Origin of the sequence: Pseudomonas sp. BNK-45 (assembly GCF_047456255.1) — a bacterium.
Taxonomy (GTDB): Bacteria; Pseudomonadota; Gammaproteobacteria; order Pseudomonadales; family Pseudomonadaceae; genus Aquipseudomonas.
This window is the reverse complement of the sequence record NZ_CP179909.1, coordinates 2055408-2075399: the sequence shown is the minus strand read 5'-3', so window position 1 is coordinate 2075399 and position 19992 is coordinate 2055408. Positions and strand designations below refer to the sequence as shown.

General features: G+C 58.9%; 23 protein-coding genes and 1 other RNA gene. 7 read left to right on the top strand and 17 right to left on the bottom strand.

Annotation, left to right across the window (positions count from 1 at the left end; all coding sequences use genetic code 11):
- Window positions 1-79 precede the first annotated feature (79 nt).
- Together rnpB and rsmI are read right to left on the bottom strand one after the other, a co-directional pair.
- Window positions 80-433, bottom strand: an RNA gene (gene rnpB, locus ACMGG8_RS09670) — RNase P RNA component class A.
- Between the two features lie 72 nt (window positions 434-505).
- Complete coding sequence (gene rsmI, locus ACMGG8_RS09665) at window positions 506-1360, bottom strand: 16S rRNA (cytidine(1402)-2'-O)-methyltransferase (protein WP_173655960.1); 855 nt, start codon at window positions 1358-1360, stop codon at window positions 506-508.
- A gap of 237 nt (window positions 1361-1597) precedes the next feature.
- On the opposite strand from rsmI, the gene ACMGG8_RS09660 reads away from it, so the two are divergent.
- From ACMGG8_RS09660 to ACMGG8_RS09645, 4 genes are all read left to right on the top strand, one after another.
- A complete protein-coding gene (locus ACMGG8_RS09660) occupies window positions 1598-3412 on the top strand; it encodes a penicillin-binding protein activator (protein WP_414159503.1) in 1815 nt (604 codons plus the stop codon).
- Window positions 3412-3783: a YraN family protein gene (locus tag ACMGG8_RS09655; protein ID WP_060844575.1), complete on the top strand. Its 372-nt coding sequence runs from the start codon at window positions 3412-3414 to the stop codon at window positions 3781-3783. The genes ACMGG8_RS09660 and ACMGG8_RS09655 overlap by 1 nt, the downstream gene beginning before the upstream one ends.
- Before the next feature lie 104 nt (window positions 3784-3887).
- A complete protein-coding gene (locus tag ACMGG8_RS09650) occupies window positions 3888-4481 on the top strand; it encodes a phosphoheptose isomerase (RefSeq protein WP_007928463.1) in 594 nt (197 codons plus the stop codon).
- The gene (locus ACMGG8_RS09645; protein ID WP_060840972.1) at window positions 4478-5056 is read left to right on the top strand and encodes a BON domain-containing protein; all 579 of its coding nucleotides are present in this window, start codon (window positions 4478-4480) and stop codon (window positions 5054-5056) included. Before ACMGG8_RS09650 ends, ACMGG8_RS09645 begins: the two co-directional genes overlap by 4 nt.
- Window positions 5057-5109: 53 nt before the next feature.
- Here the strand turns inward: ACMGG8_RS09645 and ACMGG8_RS09640 are convergent, their stop codons facing one another.
- From ACMGG8_RS09640 to rplM, 7 genes are all read right to left on the bottom strand, one after another.
- Window positions 5110-5523: a ClpXP protease specificity-enhancing factor gene (locus tag ACMGG8_RS09640; RefSeq protein ID WP_060840973.1), complete on the bottom strand. Its 414-nt coding sequence runs from the start codon at window positions 5521-5523 to the stop codon at window positions 5110-5112.
- Window positions 5524-5539: 16 nt separating this feature from the next.
- Window positions 5540-6157: a glutathione S-transferase N-terminal domain-containing protein gene (locus tag ACMGG8_RS09635; protein WP_016966671.1), complete on the bottom strand. Its 618-nt coding sequence runs from the start codon at window positions 6155-6157 to the stop codon at window positions 5540-5542.
- A 151-nt stretch (window positions 6158-6308) separates the two neighbouring features.
- Window positions 6309-7091, bottom strand: a complete 783-nt coding sequence (locus ACMGG8_RS09630) for a cytochrome c1 (RefSeq protein ID WP_060840974.1) — start codon at window positions 7089-7091, stop codon at window positions 6309-6311.
- On the bottom strand, window positions 7091-8302 hold the full coding sequence (locus ACMGG8_RS09625) for a cytochrome b (RefSeq protein WP_016966673.1): 1212 nt from the start codon (window positions 8300-8302) through the stop codon (window positions 7091-7093). The genes ACMGG8_RS09630 and ACMGG8_RS09625 overlap by 1 nt, the downstream gene beginning before the upstream one ends.
- Window positions 8302-8895 (bottom strand): ubiquinol-cytochrome c reductase iron-sulfur subunit, encoded by a 594-nt coding sequence (gene petA / locus ACMGG8_RS09620; protein WP_047306018.1) that lies wholly within the window; start codon window positions 8893-8895, stop codon window positions 8302-8304. The genes ACMGG8_RS09625 and petA overlap by 1 nt, the downstream gene beginning before the upstream one ends.
- Before the next feature lie 253 nt (window positions 8896-9148).
- A complete protein-coding gene (rpsI, locus tag ACMGG8_RS09615) occupies window positions 9149-9541 on the bottom strand; it encodes a 30S ribosomal protein S9 (protein WP_003228056.1) in 393 nt (130 codons plus the stop codon).
- A gap of 14 nt (window positions 9542-9555) precedes the next feature.
- Window positions 9556-9984, bottom strand: a complete 429-nt coding sequence (gene rplM / locus ACMGG8_RS09610) for a 50S ribosomal protein L13 (protein WP_007928449.1) — start codon at window positions 9982-9984, stop codon at window positions 9556-9558.
- 247 nt (window positions 9985-10231) lie between these two features.
- On the opposite strand from rplM, the gene ACMGG8_RS09605 reads away from it, so the two are divergent.
- Window positions 10232-11272 (top strand): NADP(H)-dependent aldo-keto reductase, encoded by a 1041-nt coding sequence (locus ACMGG8_RS09605; protein ID WP_060844577.1) that lies wholly within the window; start codon window positions 10232-10234, stop codon window positions 11270-11272.
- A 60-nt stretch (window positions 11273-11332) separates the two neighbouring features.
- On the opposite strand, the gene ACMGG8_RS09600 is transcribed toward ACMGG8_RS09605, so the two are convergent.
- Window positions 11333-12469 carry an acyl-CoA dehydrogenase family protein gene (locus ACMGG8_RS09600; RefSeq protein WP_414159502.1) on the bottom strand — a complete coding sequence of 379 codons (1137 nt, stop codon included), beginning with the start codon at window positions 12467-12469 and terminating at the stop codon, window positions 11333-11335.
- Window positions 12470-12713: 244 nt separating this feature from the next.
- On the opposite strand from ACMGG8_RS09600, the gene ACMGG8_RS09595 reads away from it, so the two are divergent.
- Complete coding sequence (locus tag ACMGG8_RS09595) at window positions 12714-13613, top strand: GlxA family transcriptional regulator (RefSeq protein WP_414159926.1); 900 nt, start codon at window positions 12714-12716, stop codon at window positions 13611-13613.
- Window positions 13614-13654: 41 nt separating this feature from the next.
- Here the strand turns inward: ACMGG8_RS09595 and zapE are convergent, their stop codons facing one another.
- The 3 genes from zapE to ACMGG8_RS09580 all read right to left on the bottom strand — a co-directional run bounded on the left by zapE (window position 13655) and on the right by ACMGG8_RS09580 (window position 16847).
- Window positions 13655-14749, bottom strand: a complete 1095-nt coding sequence (gene zapE / locus ACMGG8_RS09590; protein WP_047306022.1) for a cell division protein ZapE — start codon at window positions 14747-14749, stop codon at window positions 13655-13657.
- A gap of 88 nt (window positions 14750-14837) precedes the next feature.
- Complete coding sequence (locus ACMGG8_RS09585) at window positions 14838-16193, bottom strand: tryptophan--tRNA ligase (protein ID WP_060840978.1); 1356 nt, start codon at window positions 16191-16193, stop codon at window positions 14838-14840.
- 24 nt (window positions 16194-16217) lie between these two features.
- Window positions 16218-16847 carry an alpha/beta hydrolase gene (locus ACMGG8_RS09580; protein WP_108545227.1) on the bottom strand — a complete coding sequence of 210 codons (630 nt, stop codon included), beginning with the start codon at window positions 16845-16847 and terminating at the stop codon, window positions 16218-16220.
- A gap of 144 nt (window positions 16848-16991) precedes the next feature.
- Here ACMGG8_RS09580 and ACMGG8_RS09575 point away from each other — a divergent pair, with 144 nt between their 5' ends.
- The gene (locus ACMGG8_RS09575; protein WP_060840980.1) at window positions 16992-17426 is read left to right on the top strand and encodes a YhcB family protein; all 435 of its coding nucleotides are present in this window, start codon (window positions 16992-16994) and stop codon (window positions 17424-17426) included.
- 78 nt (window positions 17427-17504) lie between these two features.
- Here ACMGG8_RS09575 and ACMGG8_RS09570 read toward each other — a convergent pair whose 3' ends face one another.
- The 4 genes from ACMGG8_RS09570 to ACMGG8_RS09555 all read right to left on the bottom strand — a co-directional run bounded on the left by ACMGG8_RS09570 (window position 17505) and on the right by ACMGG8_RS09555 (window position 19985).
- A complete protein-coding gene (locus tag ACMGG8_RS09570; RefSeq protein ID WP_047306025.1) occupies window positions 17505-18251 on the bottom strand; it encodes an OmpA family protein in 747 nt (248 codons plus the stop codon).
- 111 nt (window positions 18252-18362) lie between these two features.
- Window positions 18363-19007, bottom strand: a complete 645-nt coding sequence (locus ACMGG8_RS09565; protein ID WP_060840981.1) for an MBL fold metallo-hydrolase — start codon at window positions 19005-19007, stop codon at window positions 18363-18365.
- A 58-nt stretch (window positions 19008-19065) separates the two neighbouring features.
- On the bottom strand, window positions 19066-19566 hold the full coding sequence (locus ACMGG8_RS09560; protein ID WP_060840982.1) for a methylated-DNA--[protein]-cysteine S-methyltransferase: 501 nt from the start codon (window positions 19564-19566) through the stop codon (window positions 19066-19068).
- A gap of 164 nt (window positions 19567-19730) precedes the next feature.
- Window positions 19731-19985: a hypothetical protein gene (locus ACMGG8_RS09555; protein WP_060840983.1), complete on the bottom strand. Its 255-nt coding sequence runs from the start codon at window positions 19983-19985 to the stop codon at window positions 19731-19733.
- Window positions 19986-19992 lie beyond the last annotated feature (7 nt).

The window sequence follows — 19992 nt, the reverse complement described above, 5'->3', positions numbered from 1 at the left end:
TAAAGTGATTTATTAAGAGTAAGATTTTTTCGGTATTACAAAAACGCTTCTGCTATTGATTCAAGCAGGGAGGGAAAAAGTGGAGAGTCGATCTGTAAGCCGGGTTCTGTCGAGGACAGTCATTCCTCTACGATGGCCATCACTGGACATCTTTAGCAACCTACCCGGTTCCAGCGCGGGCCACGCCTTGGAACCCTATTTGGTCTTGCTCCGAGTGGGGTTTACCTAGCCACGAACTGTTACCAGACGTGCGGTGCGCTCTTACCGCACCTTTTCACCCTTACCGGCACCGAAGTGCTTAGGCGGTTATTTTCTGTGGCACTTTCCGTAGGCTCACGCCCCCCAGGCATTACCTGGCACTCCGCCCTATGGAGCCCGGACTTTCCTCCCCCCTCTAATTTTCATAGAGGGCAGCGACTGTCCAATCGACTCTCCGCCGCGCAGGTTAACGGCAGAGCGGCCCAAGAACAAGCGCTAAAAGCCATTGGCCACCCTGGCATGCCATTTATTGTTCTTTCTGCTTATTCAAGGCCACCTGATACAGCACGTTCTTGCGCTCACCAGTGATCTCGGCCGCCAGCGCCGCCGCCCGCTTGAGAGGCATTTCCTTGAGCAGCAGATCAAGCACGCGCATCGACTCAGCGCTGATCGCCTCATCACCTTCCGGCGCCGTCCACCCCGCGACCAACACTACGCACTCGCCACGCTGCTGATTGCTATCGGATTCAACGAACTGGCGCAACTCAGAAAGCGGCAAGCCCTTGAGAGTCTCGAAAGTCTTGGTCAGCTCCCGAGCCAGCAACGCAGGCCGATCGCCACCGAATACCGCCTCCATATCCTGCAGACACTCAAGAATCCGATGCGGAGCCTCATAGAAAATCAACGTACGCGGCTCTTCCTTGACCGCCTCCAGACGCCCACGCCGCCCAACCGCCTTGGCCGGCAGAAAACCTTCGAAGATAAACCGGTCCGATGGCAGACCTGCCGCCGACAATGCAGCGATCAAAGCACAGGCCCCTGGTACGGGAACCACATTGATACCTGCTGCTCGCGCCTGACGCACCAAGTGATAACCCGGATCGGAAATCAACGGCGTGCCCGCATCGGAGATCAACGCAACATCGTCCCCGGCGAGCAAACGGGTGATGAAACGACTGCCTTCGTCACGCTCATTATGTTCATGACAGGCCGCCAGAGGCGTGGCAATGCCGAAGTGCTGCATCAGGCGCTGAGAATGCCGGGTATCCTCCGCAGCAATGAGCGACACCTCACGCAACAACTTCAGAGCCCGGGCGCTGATGTCGTCCAGGTTACCGATGGGCGTCGCCACCACATAAAGCGAGCCAGCAGCGGAATTCAAAGGACCCGGAACAGTCAAAGCGCACACCTCTTGATCGGCAAAAGCGCCATTGTAGCGCGTTGAAGCCCTCTCAATAGACCTGTCAATCGCTCAACACTCTGATCCTTTGCCGGCTTTTGTGCCTCCCAGCAACATTTGCACCCGCTAAATGGACGGTTTATCACCAGTAACATCGCGCCCCGGCCAGCGCTTGGGTACAATTCCACGCTCATTTGATCGAGTATCAGGAACACTTACATGATCGCTTGCCTGCGGCTGTTTCTCGCCCTCTGCCTGGCTACCCTTTTGGTGGCTTGCGCCAGCTCGCCCTCCTCCAGCCTTGGCGAACTTCCACGGACACCGGATGCCAGCATCGAGCAATTGCTCGAACAGGCCGCCACCAGCAAAAGCCCCGACAAAGCCGCCCTGCTACGCCTGAGCGCGGCAGACATGGCGTATCGCCAAGGCAACGCCGGACGCGCCGGACAGATTCTGCAGCAAGTGCCGCTGGATCAGCTCAAACCTGCCCAGCAAATCTTCGCCGGCACGCTGTCCGCCGAGCTGGCCATGGTACGCAATCAGCCAAAGGCGGCTTTAACCGCCTTGAGCCATCCCAGCCTGCAGCACCTGAGCGAGCTGCCCGCACCACAACAGATTCGCACCGGCACCGTTCATGCTCGCGCCCTTGAGGCCGACGGCCAAACATTGGCAGCCGCCAAGGAGCGGATCTTTATTGCCCCCTTGCTCAAAGACGATGCCGCAGCAAAGAACCACGAAGCCATTTGGGCACTGATCGCCGCCCTGCCAACCGACCAACTGCAGCCAGCGGGCAATGACGATATGGCCGGCTGGATGAGCCTGGCCCTGGCAGTCAAGAGCGCCGGCACCCTGGAACAGCAGCAGGCCGCCATTGATCAGTGGCGCGCACAGAATCCAAAACACCCTGCTGCCCTCCAATTGCCGCAACCGCTGATCAAGCTCAAAGAGCTGGCCAGCCAACCCGTGTCGAAAATCGCCCTGCTGCTGCCACAGGACGGCCCGCTGGCCTCTGTAGCCAAAGCCCTGCGCGAAGGCTTCATGGCAGCCCACTATCAAGCACAGCAAGCCGGGCAGAAACCACCCAGCATCGAGTTCTACGACAGCTCGCGCCTGAGCTCCCTGGATGACTTCTATCGCAAGGCCCAAGCCGCCGGCGTGCAGCTGGTAGTCGGCCCGCTGGAAAAACCCCTGGTCAAACAGCTGGCTGCACGCCCGCAACTGCCGATTACTACCCTGGCACTGAACTACAGCGAGGGCGGCGAACAGGGCCCCGCGCAACTGTTCCAGTTTGGCCTGGCAGCCGAAGACGAAGCCCGTGAAGTTTCTCGTCGCGCCCGCGCCGACGGCTTGCACCGTGCCGCCGCGCTGGTCCCCAAGGGTGAATGGGGCGATCGCGTGCTCAAAGCCTTCCGCCAGGATTGGGAAGCCAACGGTGGCAGCATGATCGGCATCGAACGCATCGATCAGCCAGTCGCCCTGGCCCAGCAGATTGCCGACCTGTTCCAGCTGCGCCAAAGCGAAGGTCGCGCCAAGAGCCTGCAAAGCACCATAGGCACTCAAGTCGCCGCGCAACCGGCACGCCGCCAGGACATCGAGTTCATTTTCCTTGCTGCAACGCCACAGCAGGCACAACAGATCAAGCCGACCCTGAACTTCCAATACGCCGGGGACGTTCCGGTGTACGCCACCTCCAACGTATTCAGTGCCAGCGGCGATCAGAACCAATACAACGACATGAACGGAGTAATGTTCTGTGAAACCCCCTGGCTGCTGGACGCCAACGGCCTTCTGCGGCGCCAGGTCACTGCACAATGGCCACAAGCCGGAGGCAGCCTAGGTCGCCTGTACGCCATGGGCGTCGACGCCTATCGTCTTGCACCTCGCCTGGGCCAGCTCAAGGCCCTGCCTGACAGCCGGATCGATGGTGAGTCCGGCAGCCTGGGCATGGCCGCAGGTCAGCGTATCGAACGCCAGCTGCCGTGGGCCAAGTTCGTCAACGGCCAGGTCACCCGCCTGCCCGATACGCCGCGCTGATGCTCCAAGGATCACGCCAGCAAAGCGGAAGAGATGCCGAAAGCCAAGCGCTCAGGCATCTCCAACAGCAAGGGCTGCGCCTGCTGGCGCAGAACTGGCTGTGCAAACGCGGCGAGCTTGATCTGGTCATGCTTGACGGCGATACAGTAGTATTCGTCGAAGTCCGCTACAGACAACACACGCAATGGGGTGGCGCCCTGGGCAGTATCGATGGGCGCAAGCGTCAGAAACTCATTCTTGCTGCGCAGATTTTTCTGCAAAAAGAGTCACGCTGGTCCAACCATCCCTGCCGTTTCGATGTGGTCGCCATTGACGGCGCCCCAGGTGCAGAAGCCCGCCTGAACTGGCTGCGCAATGCCTTTGACAGCTGAAAGAAGCCATCAGGCAGCACCCATTTTCACTCAACTTTTTTGCTCTTTGCTTTGCGGGCTGCACATTCACGTGCCACCAAGCCGCGCTACTTAAGGTCACACAGATGGACATGCAATCCCGAATTCGCCAGCTTTTTCAGGCCAGTATCGACACCAAGCAACAGGCGATGGACGTACTTGCACCGCACATCGAGCAAGCCAGCCAAGTCATGGTCAACGCCCTGCTCAATGAGGGCAAAATGCTCTCCTGTGGCAACGGCGGTTCTGCGGGCGACGCCCAGCACTTTTCCTCCGAACTGCTCAACCGCTTCGAACGTGAACGCCCCAGCCTGCCAGCCATCGCCCTGACCACCGATAGCTCGACCATCACTTCGATCGCCAACGACTACAGCTACAACGAAGTCTTTTCCAAGCAGATCCGCGCCCTGGGACAACCCGGCGACGTACTGCTGGCGATTTCCACCAGCGGCAACTCGGCCAACATTATTCAAGCGATCCAGGCCGCACATGATCGAGAAATGATTGTCGTAGCATTGACCGGTCGCGATGGTGGAGGCATGGCTTCCCTGCTTTTGCCTGAAGATGTTGAAATTCGTGTACCGGCCAACGTCACCGCACGTATTCAAGAAGTCCACCTGCTGGCGATCCACTGCCTTTGCGACTTGATCGACAGCCAATTGTTCGGGAGTGAAGAATGACCCCTAATCGCCTTGGCCTCCTGGCCTTGACCTTGTGCCTCGGCATCACTGGTTGCAGCTCGGTGATTACCGCCACCCGCGACAAACCCATTGATGACGATCGCGGCACTCGCACCTTCGGCAGCAAGATCGACGACTCACTGATCGAAACCAAAGTCGCCGTCAACGTTGCCAAGGCCAACCCGGACCTGGAAAACAACTCGCACATTGTCGTCACCAGCTTCAACGGCATTGTCCTGCTCGCAGGCCAGACACCGCGCCCCGACCTCAAGGCAACAGCCGAACAGGCCGCCAGCGAAGTGCAGCGAGTCAAGAAGGTCCATAACGAACTGCAAGTACTGCCGCCCTCCGGCTTTCTGGCACGGCAGAACGATGGCTGGCTGACCACCAAGATCAAGACTCAGATGCTCACCGACGCCAGCATTCCCGGATCGCGGATCAAGGTCGTCACCGAGAATGGCATCGTCTACCTGCTGGGCCTGCTGACCCAACAGGAAGCCGCACAAGCCACCAATCTGGTCCAGGGCGTCTCCGGCGTACAAAAAATCGTCAAACTGTTCGAATACATCGACTGACACAGCACTGCGTCAGACACAAAAAAGGCGATCCATCTGGATCGCCTTTTTTATTACTTGACCACTTTCAAGCTGGGCCGGCCACTGGGGCGCGGCGGCTCACTGTCCGGCGGCGGCAAATCGTCATCCGGCTCGATGTCATCCTCTTCGTCCAGAGGCGACTCCAGATCAAAGACCATGCCCTGACCATTCTCGCGCGCATAGATTCCGAGGATCGCCGCGACCGGTACGTGCAAGCTGTGTGGCACACCGCCGAAGCGCCCTTCAAAGGTCACGGCGTCGTTGTCCATGTGCAGATGACGTACGGCACTGGGAGAAATATTCAGGACAATTTGCCCATCACTGGCAAAGCCCTGGGGCACCTGCACGGCCGGATAGTCGGAATTGACCAGCAGGTGCGGGGTGCAATCGTTGTCCACAATCCACTCATAGAGCGCGCGGACCAGATAAGGTCGACTGGAGTTCATAGCGGCTCCTTAAGCCTCAGCGCATGTCACGTTCGACGCCAGACAGACTCGCCTGGAAAGCCTCACGCGCAAATTGGCGGTCCATATAATCAAGCAGCGGCTTGGCCTGCCGCGGCAATTCGATACCCAGGATTGGCAATCTCCAGAGTATGGGCAGTAGGCAGCAGTCAACCAGACTTTGTTCCTCACTGAGGAAAAATGGTTTGTCGGCGAACAGCGGAGACACTCCGGTCAGACTTTCACGCAATTCCTTACGCGCCTGCACCCGCGCCGCCTCCTTGGTCCGCGGATCCAGGATCAGGTCCACCTGCCCGCACCAATCACGCTGGATTCGGTGCATCAGCAAACGACTGTTGGCACGCGCCACAGGGTAAACCGGCAACAGCGGCGGATGAGGGTAACGCTCATCCAGGTACTCCATCACCACTGTCGATTCCCACAACGCCAGGTCACGATCAACCAGCGTTGGCAAGCTCCCGTAAGGATTCACTTCGATCAGCTTCGGCGGCTGACGGCCCGCCTCCACACTGATGATCTCGGCGCTGACACCCTTCTCCGCCAGCACAATGCGCACCCGGTGGGAATAGTGGTCGGCGGGGTCGGAGTAACAGGCCAACCGATTGGTCACGCCCATGGCGATCCTCCTCGCTTGTTGAAATTATCGGAAGCAGAAAAAACGAGCGCGCCCTCAGGGCGCCTCTGGTAACCCCCGAATGATACAGGGTTGTTACTGATCAGAGACGCCCTTGGGCGCGCACGCTCAACAACTGATGCTTAAAACGTTATTAATGCACATCCTTCCAGTATTCGCGCTTGAGCAGATAGGCGAACACGAAGAAGAAGGCCAGATACAAGAGCACATAAGTGCCAATGCGCTGGTGTTGCAGCTTGACCGGGTTGGCCGAGTAGGCAAGGAAAGTCACCAGATTCTTGACCTTCTCGTCGAACTGAGCCTCGTTGAGAGTACCGGTACCCTCTTTGACTGTCAGTTGATCGCACGCCTCGTGAGTCAGCGGTGTACCAGTCAGCGGATCGTATTGCTTCTTGCCGTCTTCAACGATCTGCACCTGCTTGCAACCGACCACTTGACGCCCTTGCAGACCGACCAGGACGTTAGGCATGCCAACGTTCGGGAAGACCTTGTTGTTCACACCCCAAGGGCGCGCAGGATCTTCATAGAAGGACTTGAGGTAGCCATAAAGCCAGTCGGTACCACGAACACGAGCCACCAGGGTCAGATCTGGCGGCGCAGCACCGAACCAGGTCTTGGCATCCGCCGGCTGCATGCCGATGTTCATGTGGTCGCCGATCTTGGCACCGGTGAAAACCAGCTTGCTCAACATCAGGTCGTGAGGAATGCCCAAGTCATCGGCTACTCGCTCATAACGCTGGAACTTGGCGCTGTGGCAGCCCATGCAGTAGTTGGCAAAAGTACGCGCGCCGTCTTGCAGGGCGGCTTTGTCGGAGAGATCGATATCGATCTTCTCCAACTCAGGTCCGCCGTGCTCGGCCGCGAAAGACAATACAGGCATAGCAGCAAGAATCAGTACAGCAAATAGCTTTTTCATCAGCCAGTCACCCTTTCCGGAACCGGTTTGGTCTTCTCGAGCCTGGTGTAGAACGGCATCAGAATGAAGTAGGCGAAGTACAGGAAGGTACATACCTGCGACAGCAGCGTACGGCCCGGAGTCGGTGCCAAGACACCCAGCACACCCAGGATCACGAACGAGATGCAGAACACCAGCAGCCAGATCTTGCTCAGCCAGCCTTTGTAGCGCATGGACTTGACCGGGCTGCGGTCAAGCCAAGGCAGTACGAACAGGACCGCAATTGCAGCGCCCATGGCGATAACACCCAAGAGCTTGTCCGGCACCGCACGCAGGATCGCGTAGAACGGCGTGAAGTACCAAACCGGAGCAATGTGCTCGGGAGTCTTGAACGGGTTGGCTTGCTCGAAGTTCGGTTTCTCGAGGAAATAGCCGCCCATTTCCGGGAAGAAGAACACGATCGAGCAGAAGATGAACAGGAACACCACTACGCCGACGATATCCTTCACGGTGTAGTAAGGGTGGAAAGGAATGCCATCCAGCGGGATGCCGTTCTCGTCCTTGTTCTTCTTGATGTCTACGCCATCCGGGTTGTTCGAACCCACTTCGTGCAACGCCAGGATGTGCAGCACCACCAGGCCGAGAATCACGATCGGCAGGGCTACTACGTGCAGGGCGAAGAAGCGGTTCAGAGTAATCCCGGAAATCAGGTAGTCACCACGAATCCACTGGGTCAGGTCGTCACCAATAACGGGGATCGCACCGAACAGCGAGATGATTACCTGAGCCCCCCAATAGGACATCTGCCCCCAAGGCAGCAGGTAGCCCATGAAGGCTTCAGCCATCAGCGCCAGGTAGATCAGCATGCCGAACAGCCACACCAGCTCACGAGGCTTCTGGTAGGAACCGTAGAGCAAGCCACGGAACATGTGCAGATAGACCACGATGAAGAACGCCGAAGCGCCGGTGGAGTGAAGCAGACGCAGGATCGCGCCGTACTCGACGTCGCGCATGATGTATTCAACAGAAGCGAAGGCCTCTTCTGCCGAAGGGGTGTAGCTCATGGTCAGCCAGACACCGGTAACGATCTGATTGACCAGCACCAGCAGCGCCAGGGAGCCAAAGAAATAGAAGAAGTTGAAGTTCTTCGGAGCGTAATACTTGCTGAGATGGTCTTCCCACATCTTGGTCGCGGGGAAGCGCGCATCAACCCAATCCATGAACTTGCTCATCACGCTTTCTCCGTGTCGACGCCAATGACGATGATGTCATCCGACTCATAGGAATGCGGGGGTACTGGCAGGTTCAGGGGCGCAGGCTGCGCCTTGTAGACGCGACCAGCCAGATCGTAGTGGGAGCCGTGGCAAGGGCAGAAATAGCCACCTACCCAGTCCTTGCCCAGATCGGCGGGCGCCACTTCAGGACGGAAGGTCGGAGAACAACCCAGGTGAGTGCAGATCCCGATCAGCAACAGGATCTCTGGCTTGATCGAACGCACTTCCGGATCGACGTAGGTTGGTTGTACCGAGTTCTTGGAGTCAGGGTCAGACAGCTGGCCCTCGATCTTTTTAAGATTCCCCAGGATTTCCTCTGTACGGCGGACGATGAACACCGGCTGACCACGCCATTCAGCAATCATCTGCTGACCTGGGTCGATCTTGCTGATATTCACTTTCACCGGTGCACCTGCGGCTTTCGCCTTGGCACTGGGAAACCATGACCCCACGAACGGGACCGCAGCCCCCACCGCTCCTGCAGCACCCACCACGGATGTGGCTGCTACTAAGAAGCGACGCCGGCCTGCATTCACGCCGTCATTGCTCATTCAGTCCTCTCCCATCAGCTTTGTGGCCTGTTAAATCAGGCATCTACTAAGTAAAAATCTGAACTTATAAAAATTTTGCCGAATGGTAATGAAAAGCCCCTATTCTGACAAGGTAATTACCAAGCCCAGCCAGCCCGAAGCCTTGTAGTATAGGGCCTCCGTGGATGTGGCAAGTTGTCACAGAGCAAATTTCAGACAATAAAAAACGCCCAGCTCCGCAAGGAGACTGGGCGTCTTTGAACGCAGTAGCGAATTAACGCTTGGAGTATTGCGGACGCTTACGCGCTTTACGCAGACCCACTTTCTTACGTTCAACTTCACGTGCGTCACGGGTTACGAAACCAGCTTTACGCAGAGCGCTGCGCAGAGTTTCGTCGTAATCCATCAGAGCGCGAGTGATACCGTGGCGGATCGCGCCAGCTTGACCACTTACACCGCCGCCGATAACGGTAACGTAGATATCGAACTTCTCAACAGTCTCGGTCAGCTCCAGCGGCTGACGAACTACCATGCGGGCAGTTTCGCGACCGAAGAAGTTATCCAGGGAACGGTTGTTGATCGAGATGTTGCCAGTGCCCGGACGCAGGAAAACGCGTGCGGTTGCAGTCTTGCGACGGCCAGTGCCGTAATTTTGAGTCGCCGACATAATGAACTATTCCGTTAAATCTTCAGTTCTTGGGGCTGCTGAGCAGTATGAGGGTGAGCAGCGCCCGCATAGACTTTCAGCTTACGGTACATGTCGCGACCCAGCGGGTTCTTAGGCAGCATGCCTTTTACCGCGGTCTCGATCACGCGCTCAGGGGCCTTGGCGATCAGCTTTTCGAAGTTGATCGACTTGATGCCGCCCGGGAAACCGGAGTGGGAGTAGTACATTTTGTCAGTGGTTTTAGCGCCAGTAACACGTACCTGCTCGGCATTGATAACGACGATGTAGTCGCCGGTGTCAACGTGAGGAGTGTACTCAGGCTTGTGCTTGCCACGCAGACGGCTCGCGATTTCGGTGGCCAGACGACCCAGGGTCTGACCAGCAGCGTCGACGACGAACCAGTCGCGCTTTACTGTTTCCGGTTTAGCAGTAAAAGTTTTCATTCTTTATAGCCTCAGGGGCCGCCCAGCAAAATAGACGGCGGATCTTACTGAATAGTGCGTACTTTGACAAGGTCAAAGGCAGCCGGACACAGACGCTATCGGGGGCTCGGGTCAGCGCGTCTGGAATACGGCAAGATTCTTCGGCAGGCGGCGCATCACTTCCACTGCAGAAAGAGCTGCCGAATTATGCAGATTGCGAAAAAAATTTCAACCTGCTTTTATGATTGTTTTGCCAAGGAAGTACCCGATGGACTACCGCCAGCTGGGCCGAACCGACCTTAACGTCAGCGCAATTTGCCTGGGCACCATGACCTGGGGCGAACAGAATACCGAGGCTGAAGCCTTCGCTCAGATCGAGCGAGCCAAACACGCCGGAATCAACTTCATCGACACCGCCGAGATGTACCCGGTGCCCCCCAAGGCCGACACCTACGCCACCACCGAGCGCTATATCGGCAACTGGTTCAAGCAACGCGGCGACCGTGCCGACTGGATCCTGGCCAGCAAGATCGCCGGCCCCGGCAACACCATCGACTACATCCGCGACAAACAACTCAAGCACAACCGCAAACACATAATCGAAGCCGTGGATGCCAGCCTCAAGCGCTTGCAGACCGACTGGATCGACCTTTATCAGTTGCACTGGCCCGAGCGCAGCACCAACTTCTTCGGTCAACTGGGCTACAAGCACCAGGCCGACGAAGACTTCACCCCGCTGGAAGAAACCCTCGAAGCCCTGGACGAACAGGTCAAGGCCGGCAAGATCCGCCATATCGGCCTGTCCAATGAAACGCCCTGGGGCACCATGAAGTTCCTCGCCCTGGCCGAGAGCCGTGGCTGGCCTCGCGCAGTCTCGATCCAGAACCCCTACAACCTGCTCAACCGCAGCTTTGAAGTGGGCCTGGCGGAAATCGCCATTCGCGAACAATGCGGCCTGTTGGCCTACTCTCCATTGGCCTTTGGCTACCTGTCCGGCAAATACGAAGGCGGCGCCCGCCCAGCCAAGGCTCGACTGAGCCTCTATAGCCGCTTCAGCCGCTACTTCAATCCTCAGTCGGAAGCGGCCTGCAGCCGTTACGTCGCCCTGGCCCGAGAACACGGGCTGGATCCAGCGCAAATGGCACTGGCCTTCGTCAATCAGCAGCCCTTCGTGACCAGCAACATCATCGGCGCCACGACCCTGGACCAGCTGGACAGCAACATCGCCAGTGCCGAATTGAAATTGTCGGAAGAAGTCCTGGCCGGTATCGAGGCGATTCACAAGGACCACCCCAACCCCGCCCCTTAAACACTTCAGCAGCTGGCTTGCCGGCGAATGTGCGTCGCCCATTCGCCGGCAAGCCCATGGCTACAGTGAGCGGGCGATGATTTCCTTCATGATTTCGTTGGTCCCGGCATAAATGCGCTGTACCCGGGCATCGGCCCAGGCCCGGGCTACCGGGTACTCCCACATAAAGCCGTAGCCGCCGTGCAACTGCACGCACTCATCAAGCACCTTGCACTGCAGATCGGTGCCCCAGTACTTGGCCATCGCCGCCGTTGGCACATCGAGCTTGCCTTGCAGATGCAACTCCAGGCAGCGATCGACAAACACCCGGCCAATCTGGATTTCGGTGGCCATCTCCGCCAGTTTGAAACGGGTGTTCTGGAAGTCGGCAATCGCCTTGCCGAAAGCCTTGCGTTCACGGGTGTAGTCCAGGGTCCATTGCAGCGCCGCCTCCGCGCTGGCCAGACCGCCAATGGCGACCGTCAGGCGCTCCTGAGGCAACTCCTGCATCAGATAGGCGAACCCCATTCCAGCCTGTCCCAGCAGATTTTCCTTGGGCACGCGCACATCCTGGAAAAACAACTCCGAAGTGTCCTGAGCCTTCATCCCGACCTTTTCCAGACGCTTGCCCTTGGAGAACCCCGGCGTATCGGCCGCCACCAGAAACAGGCTGGTGCCCTTGGCCCCGGCCTTGGGATCGGTCTTGGCCACCACAATCACCAGATCCGCCAGATAGCCGTTGGTGATGAAGGTCTTGGAGCCGTTGATCACATACTCGTCGCCATCGAGCACCGCCGTGGTCTTCACCCCTTGCAGGTCGGAACCGGCACCCGGCTCGGTCATGGCGATGGCCGTCACCATTTCCCCCAACACCAAACGGGGCAGGTATTGGCGTTTCAGCGCCTCACTGCCGTAATGCAGGATGTAGGGCGCAACAATGTCCGAATGCAGAGAGAAACCAATGCCCGTCAGCCCCAGCCGACCGATCTCCTCGATCACCACCGCACTGTAGAGAAAATCCGCACCCAGGCCGCCGTACTCCTCGGGAATATGTGAGCACAGCATCCCCGCCTCCCCGGCCTTGTTCCACAACTGGCGGTCGATATAGCCCTGTTTTTCCCACTCACCATGGAAAGGCACAGCCTCTTTTTCAAGGAACGTACGCACGCTGTCACGGAAGAGCTCGTGCTCGGAACTGAACAAGGTTCTAGGGATCATGCAGGCACCTGTGATGTTTATTGATCATGGGTTGGCTGCCAGAGCCTAAGGCCAGCCACCTGCACAGGACACTGGACACATCCGACAAAAAATAAGACGATCCAGCCGTCTGGTGACCACTTTCCCCTATAAGAACAATTGAATTATGTCTAACCAAACCTCCACGCCCTTGCGGCGCGTCAGCATCCTGGCCATCGACCGGGTTTTCGCCTCTACCCTCATGCAAGCCAAGGATTTCTTCCATCTGGCCAGCCTGCGCTATGGCAAACAACTGGGCCAAGGCCTGACCCCGGCCTTCGAAACCCGCCTGGTCAGTCCCGACGGACAGCCGGTTTGCAGCTTCAGCAACGTGATCATGCCAGTGGATGGCCCGCTGGAAGACACAGACGTGATCATCCTCCCCGCGTTCTGGGACGACTTCGACACCCTGTGCCAGCGTTATCCACAGATACTGCCCTGGCTGCGGGCCCAGCACGCCCGCGGTGCCGTGCTCTGCGGCGAGGCCACCGGCGTGTTCTGGCTGGCCGAGGCCGGGCTGCTCAACGGCAAGGAAGCCACCACCTACTGGCGCTTCTTCAGCGCCTTCAGCGAACGCTTCCCCCAGGTCCAGCTCAATCAGGACAAGCACCTGACCGACGCCGACAACCTCTACTGCGCCGGCGGCACCACCTCGGCCTGCGACCTGTACATCTACCTGATCGAACGCTTCTGCGGCGCCAACGTAGCCCAGGCCGTGGCTCGGGACATCCTCTACGAAGTGCAACGCAACTACGCCCCCGGACGCATCGGCTTTGGCGGCCAGAAGCTGCACCAGGACGTGATCATCCTGCAGATCCAGCACTGGCTCGAAGAGCACTTCGCCGACAAGTTCCGCTTCGAAGACGTGGCCCGCGAGCATGGCATGAGCATTCGCAACTTCATGCGCCGCTTCCAGACCGCCACCGGCGACAAGCCTCTGCATTACCTGCAGCGGCTGCGTATCGAAACCGCCAAGGGCCTGCTCTCGGGAACACGCAAGAGCATCAAGACCATCAGCTACGAAGTCGGCTACGACGACGCCAGCTTCTTTGCCCGCCTGTTCCGCCAGCACACCGATCTCTCACCCAACCAGTACCGCCAGCAGTTCCAGCAACAGGCGGCATAAAAAAGGGCCTGCAATGCAGGCCCTTGTTCATTTGGCGACGCTTACGGCTTGTGTGCCCGCGACAGAAACTCGTGGGACTGCATCTCCAGCAACCGGCTGAGGGTTCGCTGGAACTCGAACGTCAGGCGTCCACCGGTGTACAGATCCTTGAGTTCAACCTCGGCAGAGATGATCAGCTTGACGTTACGGTCATAGAACTCGTCGACCATATTGATAAAGCGCCGGGCAATGTCGTCGGTGGTCACGCTCATCTGCTCCACGCCGCTGAGCAGCACCGCATGGAAGATCTTGCCCAGTTCGATGTAATCGTTCTGGCTGCGGGGACCGTCGCACAGCTCGCGGAAATCGAACCAGGCCACATCATCACAGGTACGCAGGGCACGAATTTCGCGGTTCTCGATGATCAACACATCGTTTTCCACCGCCTGAGTGCATTCAGGGGTCAGCGCCCGGAAGCTCTTGCGCAGGCTTTCGTGAGCCGCTTCATTCAGGGGGTAATGAAACAGCTCGGCCTGTTCCAGATGCCGCAGACGGTAGTCGACACCGCTGTCGACGTTGACGATCTCGGTGTTCTGCTTGATCAGGGCAATGGCCGGCAGGAAGCGCGCACGCTGCAAGCCATCCTTGTACAGGCCGTCCGGAACGATGTTCGAGGTGGCGACCAGGGTCACGCCATTCTTGAACAGTTCTTCCATCAGGGTGCCGAGGATCATCGCATCGGTAATGTCGGAGACGAAGAACTCGTCGAAGCAGATCACCCGCGCCTCTTGGGAGAAGCGTTTGGCGATGATGGTCAGCGGATTCTTCTCGCCGCCCAGGGTCTTCATCTCTTCGTGGACGCGCTTCATAAAGCGGTGAAAGTGCGTGCGAACCTTTTCCTTGAACGGCAGGGCCTCGAAGAAGGTATCCACCAGATAGGTCTTGCCGCGCCCCACTCCCCCCCAGAAATACAGGCCCTTGACCGGCACCTGATCCTTCTTGCCGAACAGCTTGCCGAGCAGTCCCGGCTTGTTTTGCTCGGCTGCAATCAGATCGTCGTACAGACGCTGCAGATGACGCACAGCGGTTTCCTGTGCCGCGTCATGAAAGAAGTCCGGGCGTTTCAGATCTGCTTGGTATCGTTCTAGGGGCGTCATAATTCGTTAGCAAGGCAACAAAAACGGGCCGTCACTTTAGCGACGGCCCTGGGGAATGGCAATCAGCCCTTGGTCGGGAAGATTCCGATTAGTCCTGCGCCGGGGTCAGCGCAATCCGCAGCGCATCTATTGCTGCATCACGCGCGGCAGCGTCGGCGAACTCAGGGCTGTCAGCCACACAGGCACCATCGAGCCAGACGCTGAAACTGCCGGCTTCGCTGCGCAGATCCAGCGCCTGCCCGGACTGCAGCTGTTTGCTCACCACACCGGCCGCCTTGCCATCGGCGAAATGGCGCGACAGCAGCAACTGCTCGCCATCGGCAGACAGCAGGCGGAAACGGAAACTGCCATCGTCTTCACGGAAGCTGATGAAGCGCGCAGCCTTGGCGGCCTTTTTCTTGGTCGTGGCGGCAACCTGCACCTGGCTGGCAAAGGAGCGCAGGCCTACGGCCTCACGCAACTCGGCGAGGAACGGCGTGGCCACGGCACGGGCCTTGACGGCGCCGGCACGCAGAATGTCTTCCAGGTCCGACGGGCGAGCGATCAGTTGGTGGTAACGCTCGCGGGCTTCGCCCAGCTCGGCGTCCAGCAATTGGAACAGGCGGTTCTTGGCTTCTCCCCAACCCAGGCCCTGAAGCAATTCCGCGCGGAACTCGGCAGCCTGCGCCGGGGTGGAGAAGGCCTGGAACAAGGTGAACAAATGAGCGTTGTCCGGATCCTTGGCCTCGCCCGGCGCCTTGGAGTCAGTGACGATCCGCGAGATCGCGTCCTTCATCTCCTTGGCACTGGTGAACAACGGAATGGTGTTGTCGTAGCTCTTGGACATCTTGCGGCCATCGAGACCTGGCAAGGTGGCAACGCTTTCCTCGATCAGCGCCTCGGGCATGGTGAAGAACTCCTTGCCCTGGCCGAACAGGTGGTTGAAGCGCTGGCCGATATCACGGGCCATCTCCACGTGCTGGATCTGATCCCTGCCCACCGGCACCTTGTGAGCGTTGAACATCAGGATGTCCGCGGCCATCAGCACCGGGTAGCTGTACAACCCCATGGTAATGCCGGCGTCCGGGTCTTCACCGGCTTCCAGGTTCTTGTCCACCGAAGCCTTGTAGGCATGCGCGCGATTGAGCAGCCCCTTGGCCGCGACGCAAGTCAGCAACCAGGTCAGTTCCGGGATTTCCGGAATGTCCGACTGGCGATAGAAAGTCACGCGCTCCACATCCAGGCCACCGGCCAACCAGGTGGCCGCAATCTCCTGACGCGAACGCTGGATGCGCAACGGGTCGTCGCACTTGATCAGCGCGTGGTAGTCGGCCAGAAAGTAGAAGGAGTCGGCATTGCTGTCGCGACTGGCAAGGATCGCCGGGCGAATCGCGCCGGCATAGTTGCCCAGGTGCGGGGTGCCGGTGGTGGTGATGCCGGTGAGGATACGCGTACGAGTAGTCATGGGTAATCGCTTATCAGACTGCTATCAATTCGAAAGTCGCGGCAGCACCAGATCCTTGAGATCGGTGAGCTTGCCATGAAAAAAGTGTCCGCATTCTGCCACTTTCAGCAGCTCATGGGGACGAACAAGCGCGTCGGACCAGTCGTAGACCGCCTGCGGGTCGATGACTTCATCGGTTTCCGGCTGGATCAGGGTCAGCGGGCAGTTCTCCGGCAACTGATCGCTGTCCCGCAGCCGGGTCACCGCCGCCGCCACCATGAACAGATGCTTGAGCCGCACGCCCTGGGCTTCCAGGCGTCCACCCAGGCTGGCGGCGACGAAGCCTCCGAAGGAAAAACCCAGCAGCGTCAATGGCAATCCCGGGTGCCGGGCCAGTAACCACTGAGCGGCGGCCTGGGCGTCATCGACTTCGCCACTGCCCATGTCGTGACTGCCCTCACTGGCGCCCACGCCCCGATAGTTGAAGCGCAAGGTAGTCAGCCCGGCATCCCGCGCGGTGCGCTGCAAGGTGGACACCACCTTGTTGAGCATGGTGCCACCCTGCACCGGATTGGGGTGACAGATCAGCGCCACGCCGCGAGCGTCGGGCACCTCCAGATACAGGGCTTCCAGTTGGCCCACAGGGCCGTCAATCACTACAGGGGTTTCACGCATTAGCAAGGAAGGAACTCCGTGACCTCGAAGGGGGTCGACTCGTCTAGCAAATGGTCTGTGCCAATCTATTGCGAGTGAATCGCGGTATACAGCGCAGGTTCGAGCCGTTAACGTAAAGCAAAGCCGTTTATAGAGGAAGGACTCGTGGAACACTCGCTCTTAGTTTGGTTGTTGCCGACTCTTGCCCTGGTCGCGGGTGTCGCCATTGGATTCCTGGTTGCTCGCCTGCTGCCCAATGCCGCGCCTAACCGCACGCAGCGTCAGTTGGACGATATTCAGGAACGTTTCGACAATTATCAGAACGAAGTGGTCACCCACTTCAACAGCACCGCCACCCTGGTGAAAAAGCTCACCCAGAGCTATCAGGAAGTGCAGGACCATCTCGCCGAGGGCGCCAACCGTCTGGCCCTGGACGAACTGACCCGCCAACGCCTGCTGGCCGCCCTGCACTCGGAGTCGGTGCAGGCTCCTCGTGAACGCCTGACACCACCACGGGACCAAGAGCCGCCACGGGACTACGCGCCAAAGACGCCGAATGCCCCCGGCATGCTCGACGAGCATTACGGCCTGAAGAAGTAATACGCCTCAGCCATTAAAAAGCCCGCCCGATTTGCATCGGGCGGGCTTTTTTGTGCCTGGGGTTCAGCCAGTTTGCTCTTAGTACTGCTGACCTTGCTGCTGGTAAGGCTGCTGGTACTGCTGGTTCGGCTGTTGATACTGCTGACCCGGAATCGCCTTGAGGTTGACCTCTACCCGACGGTTCTGCGCACGACCATTGACGTCGGCGTTGCTGGCGATCGGGTTGTCCGGGCCGGCACCGCGAGCGGACAGGTTGGCACTGCTCACGCCCTGGGACGTCAGGTAGGTCGCGACGCTCTGGGCACGACGCTGGGACAGGTCCATGTTGTGCTGGCGGCTGCCGGTGCTGTCGGTGTAGCCGACGATCTCGATCTGGTTCTGGTTGAACTCGCGCAGGGAGTTGGCCAGGTTGTTCAGCGGCTGATAGAAGCTGGGAGCGATGTTCGCCGAGTCGGTGGCGAAGGTGATGTTGCCGGGCATGATCAGCTTGATCTGATCACCCTGGCGCTGCACTTCAACCCCGGTATTGGCCATGCTGGCGCGCAGTTTCTTCTCTTGCTGGTCGGCGTAGTAACCGTAACCAGCAGCAGACGCACCCACCACGGCGGCACCGATCAGCGCCCCCTTGCCACGGTTGTTGTGGTCGATGGCGGCACCGGCCAAAGCACCGGCCAGGGCACCCAGGCCACCGTATTTTGCAGTTTTGCTCATGCCCGACGAGCCGCCGTCGGCCTGCCCCTGATTGTCATAGGGGTTAGGCGAAGCGCAGCCGGACAACAAGGCCACAGCAGTAGCGACAACAATCAAACGACGCGAGGTGAACATGGAAAGCTCCTACTTTTTGCATTCTGTGGTGCAGCGGACGTTGGCAACAGACCTGTGCTGGCGTTGGAACACGCGAAACGGCAAAAATTCCGTGAACAACAGAGCAAATCCTCAGGCTCTCACGAACGGATTCTGACGCATTTCATCCCCCAGGCGGGTGTCTGGACCGTGCCCGGCCACCACTGTGGCGTCTTCGTCGAGGGTATACAGACGCTGCTTGATCGAACGCACCAGGGTGGCTTGATCGCCGCCCCACAAGTCCGTGCGTCCGACGCCGCGCTTGAACAGTGTGTCGCCGGCAATCAGAAGCTTAGCTTCAGAAAACCAAAAGCTCATGGAACCCGGAGTATGCCCGGGGGTATGCAAGGCTACGCCGCATCCACAAGCCAACTCTTCCTCGTGATCCAGCCAGCGATCCGGTGACGGCACCGGGGTAAAGGGCACGCCGAACATGCTGCATTGCATCTCCAGGTTGTCCCAGAGGAACTGATCGTCCTTGTGCAGGTGCAAGGTGGCGCCGGTCTTTTCCTTCATCTGCCCCGAGGCCAGGAAATGGTCCAGATGAGCATGGGTATGAATGATGCTCACCACCTTCAGCCCCAGGGCCTCGAGGCGAGCCATGATCAAGTCCGGATTGCCGCCCGGATCGACCACAATGGCTTTCTTGGTCAGCGGGTCGCCGATGATGGTGCAGTTGCACTGCAACGGACCGACGGGGAAGGTCTCGCGGATCAGGCTGGGGGTAACGGCGCTCATGGCAAGGCTCCAGAAAAAACGATCGGCCATTCTGGCACAGCTCGCCGCCCCTGCTGACTCAGAACCTCAGTTGCAGCGTCTCTTCGCCTTCCAGCGCCAGCAGATACCGTTTGGCCTGCAGCCCACCGGCAAAACCGGTCAGGCTTCCCGAAGCGCCGATCACTCGATGACAGGGAGCAACAATCGAAATCGGATTCCGGCCATTGGCCGCCCCTACTGCCCGTACCGCCTTGGGGTGGCCGATCTGTCGGGCGATCTGGCCATAGCTGCGGGTTTCACCGAATGGAATGGTCAACAGCGCCTGCCAGACCTGGCACTGGAACTCGGTGCCGGCAAAATCCAGCTCCAGCTCGAAACGCTCACGGCTACCGGCAAAGTACTCTTGCAACTGACGCTCGGTTTCCCGCAACAGCGGATGATCGGCCGCTTCCTGCAATGGCCCGAGACGAACCCGATTCTGCCGTTCATGCTCCCAGAGAATCGCCGCCAACTTGCTGCCTCTGGCGACCAGGGTCAGTTGGCCAACAGGGGACGCCATCAATTTGAATACGCAGGACATCTCAGCTCTCCTTCAGTCCGCCAGTGGAGTCGGGCGGGCCTGTCACGCTTGCCGCACCGTTCTCTCGATAGCCTGCACTGTAAAGGGAGATTCAAGCGCAAGAACCACGTTTCTTGCGTTTGAATCTCATGGCGCATGACTCCGCGCACCGAGCCTGCCCGAGGCTAGTCGTCCTCATCCACCAGGTAACAATTGTCACTGCTGCTGCGATGTCCATGGGGATCGACGATAAAGGCTCCGCGGCCCTGGCCGCATTCGAGCAAGCGCACCGGCGCCAGCTCGCGCTGACTGTCGATCTGCGCGTTCAGGCGCACGATATACACCCCAAGGGAAATCGACACACAAAGAATCAGCACCAGACACCCCACCAACTGATCGGTGTAACGGGCGCCGGAGTCATCAGAAAGCACTGGCGACATAACCCGC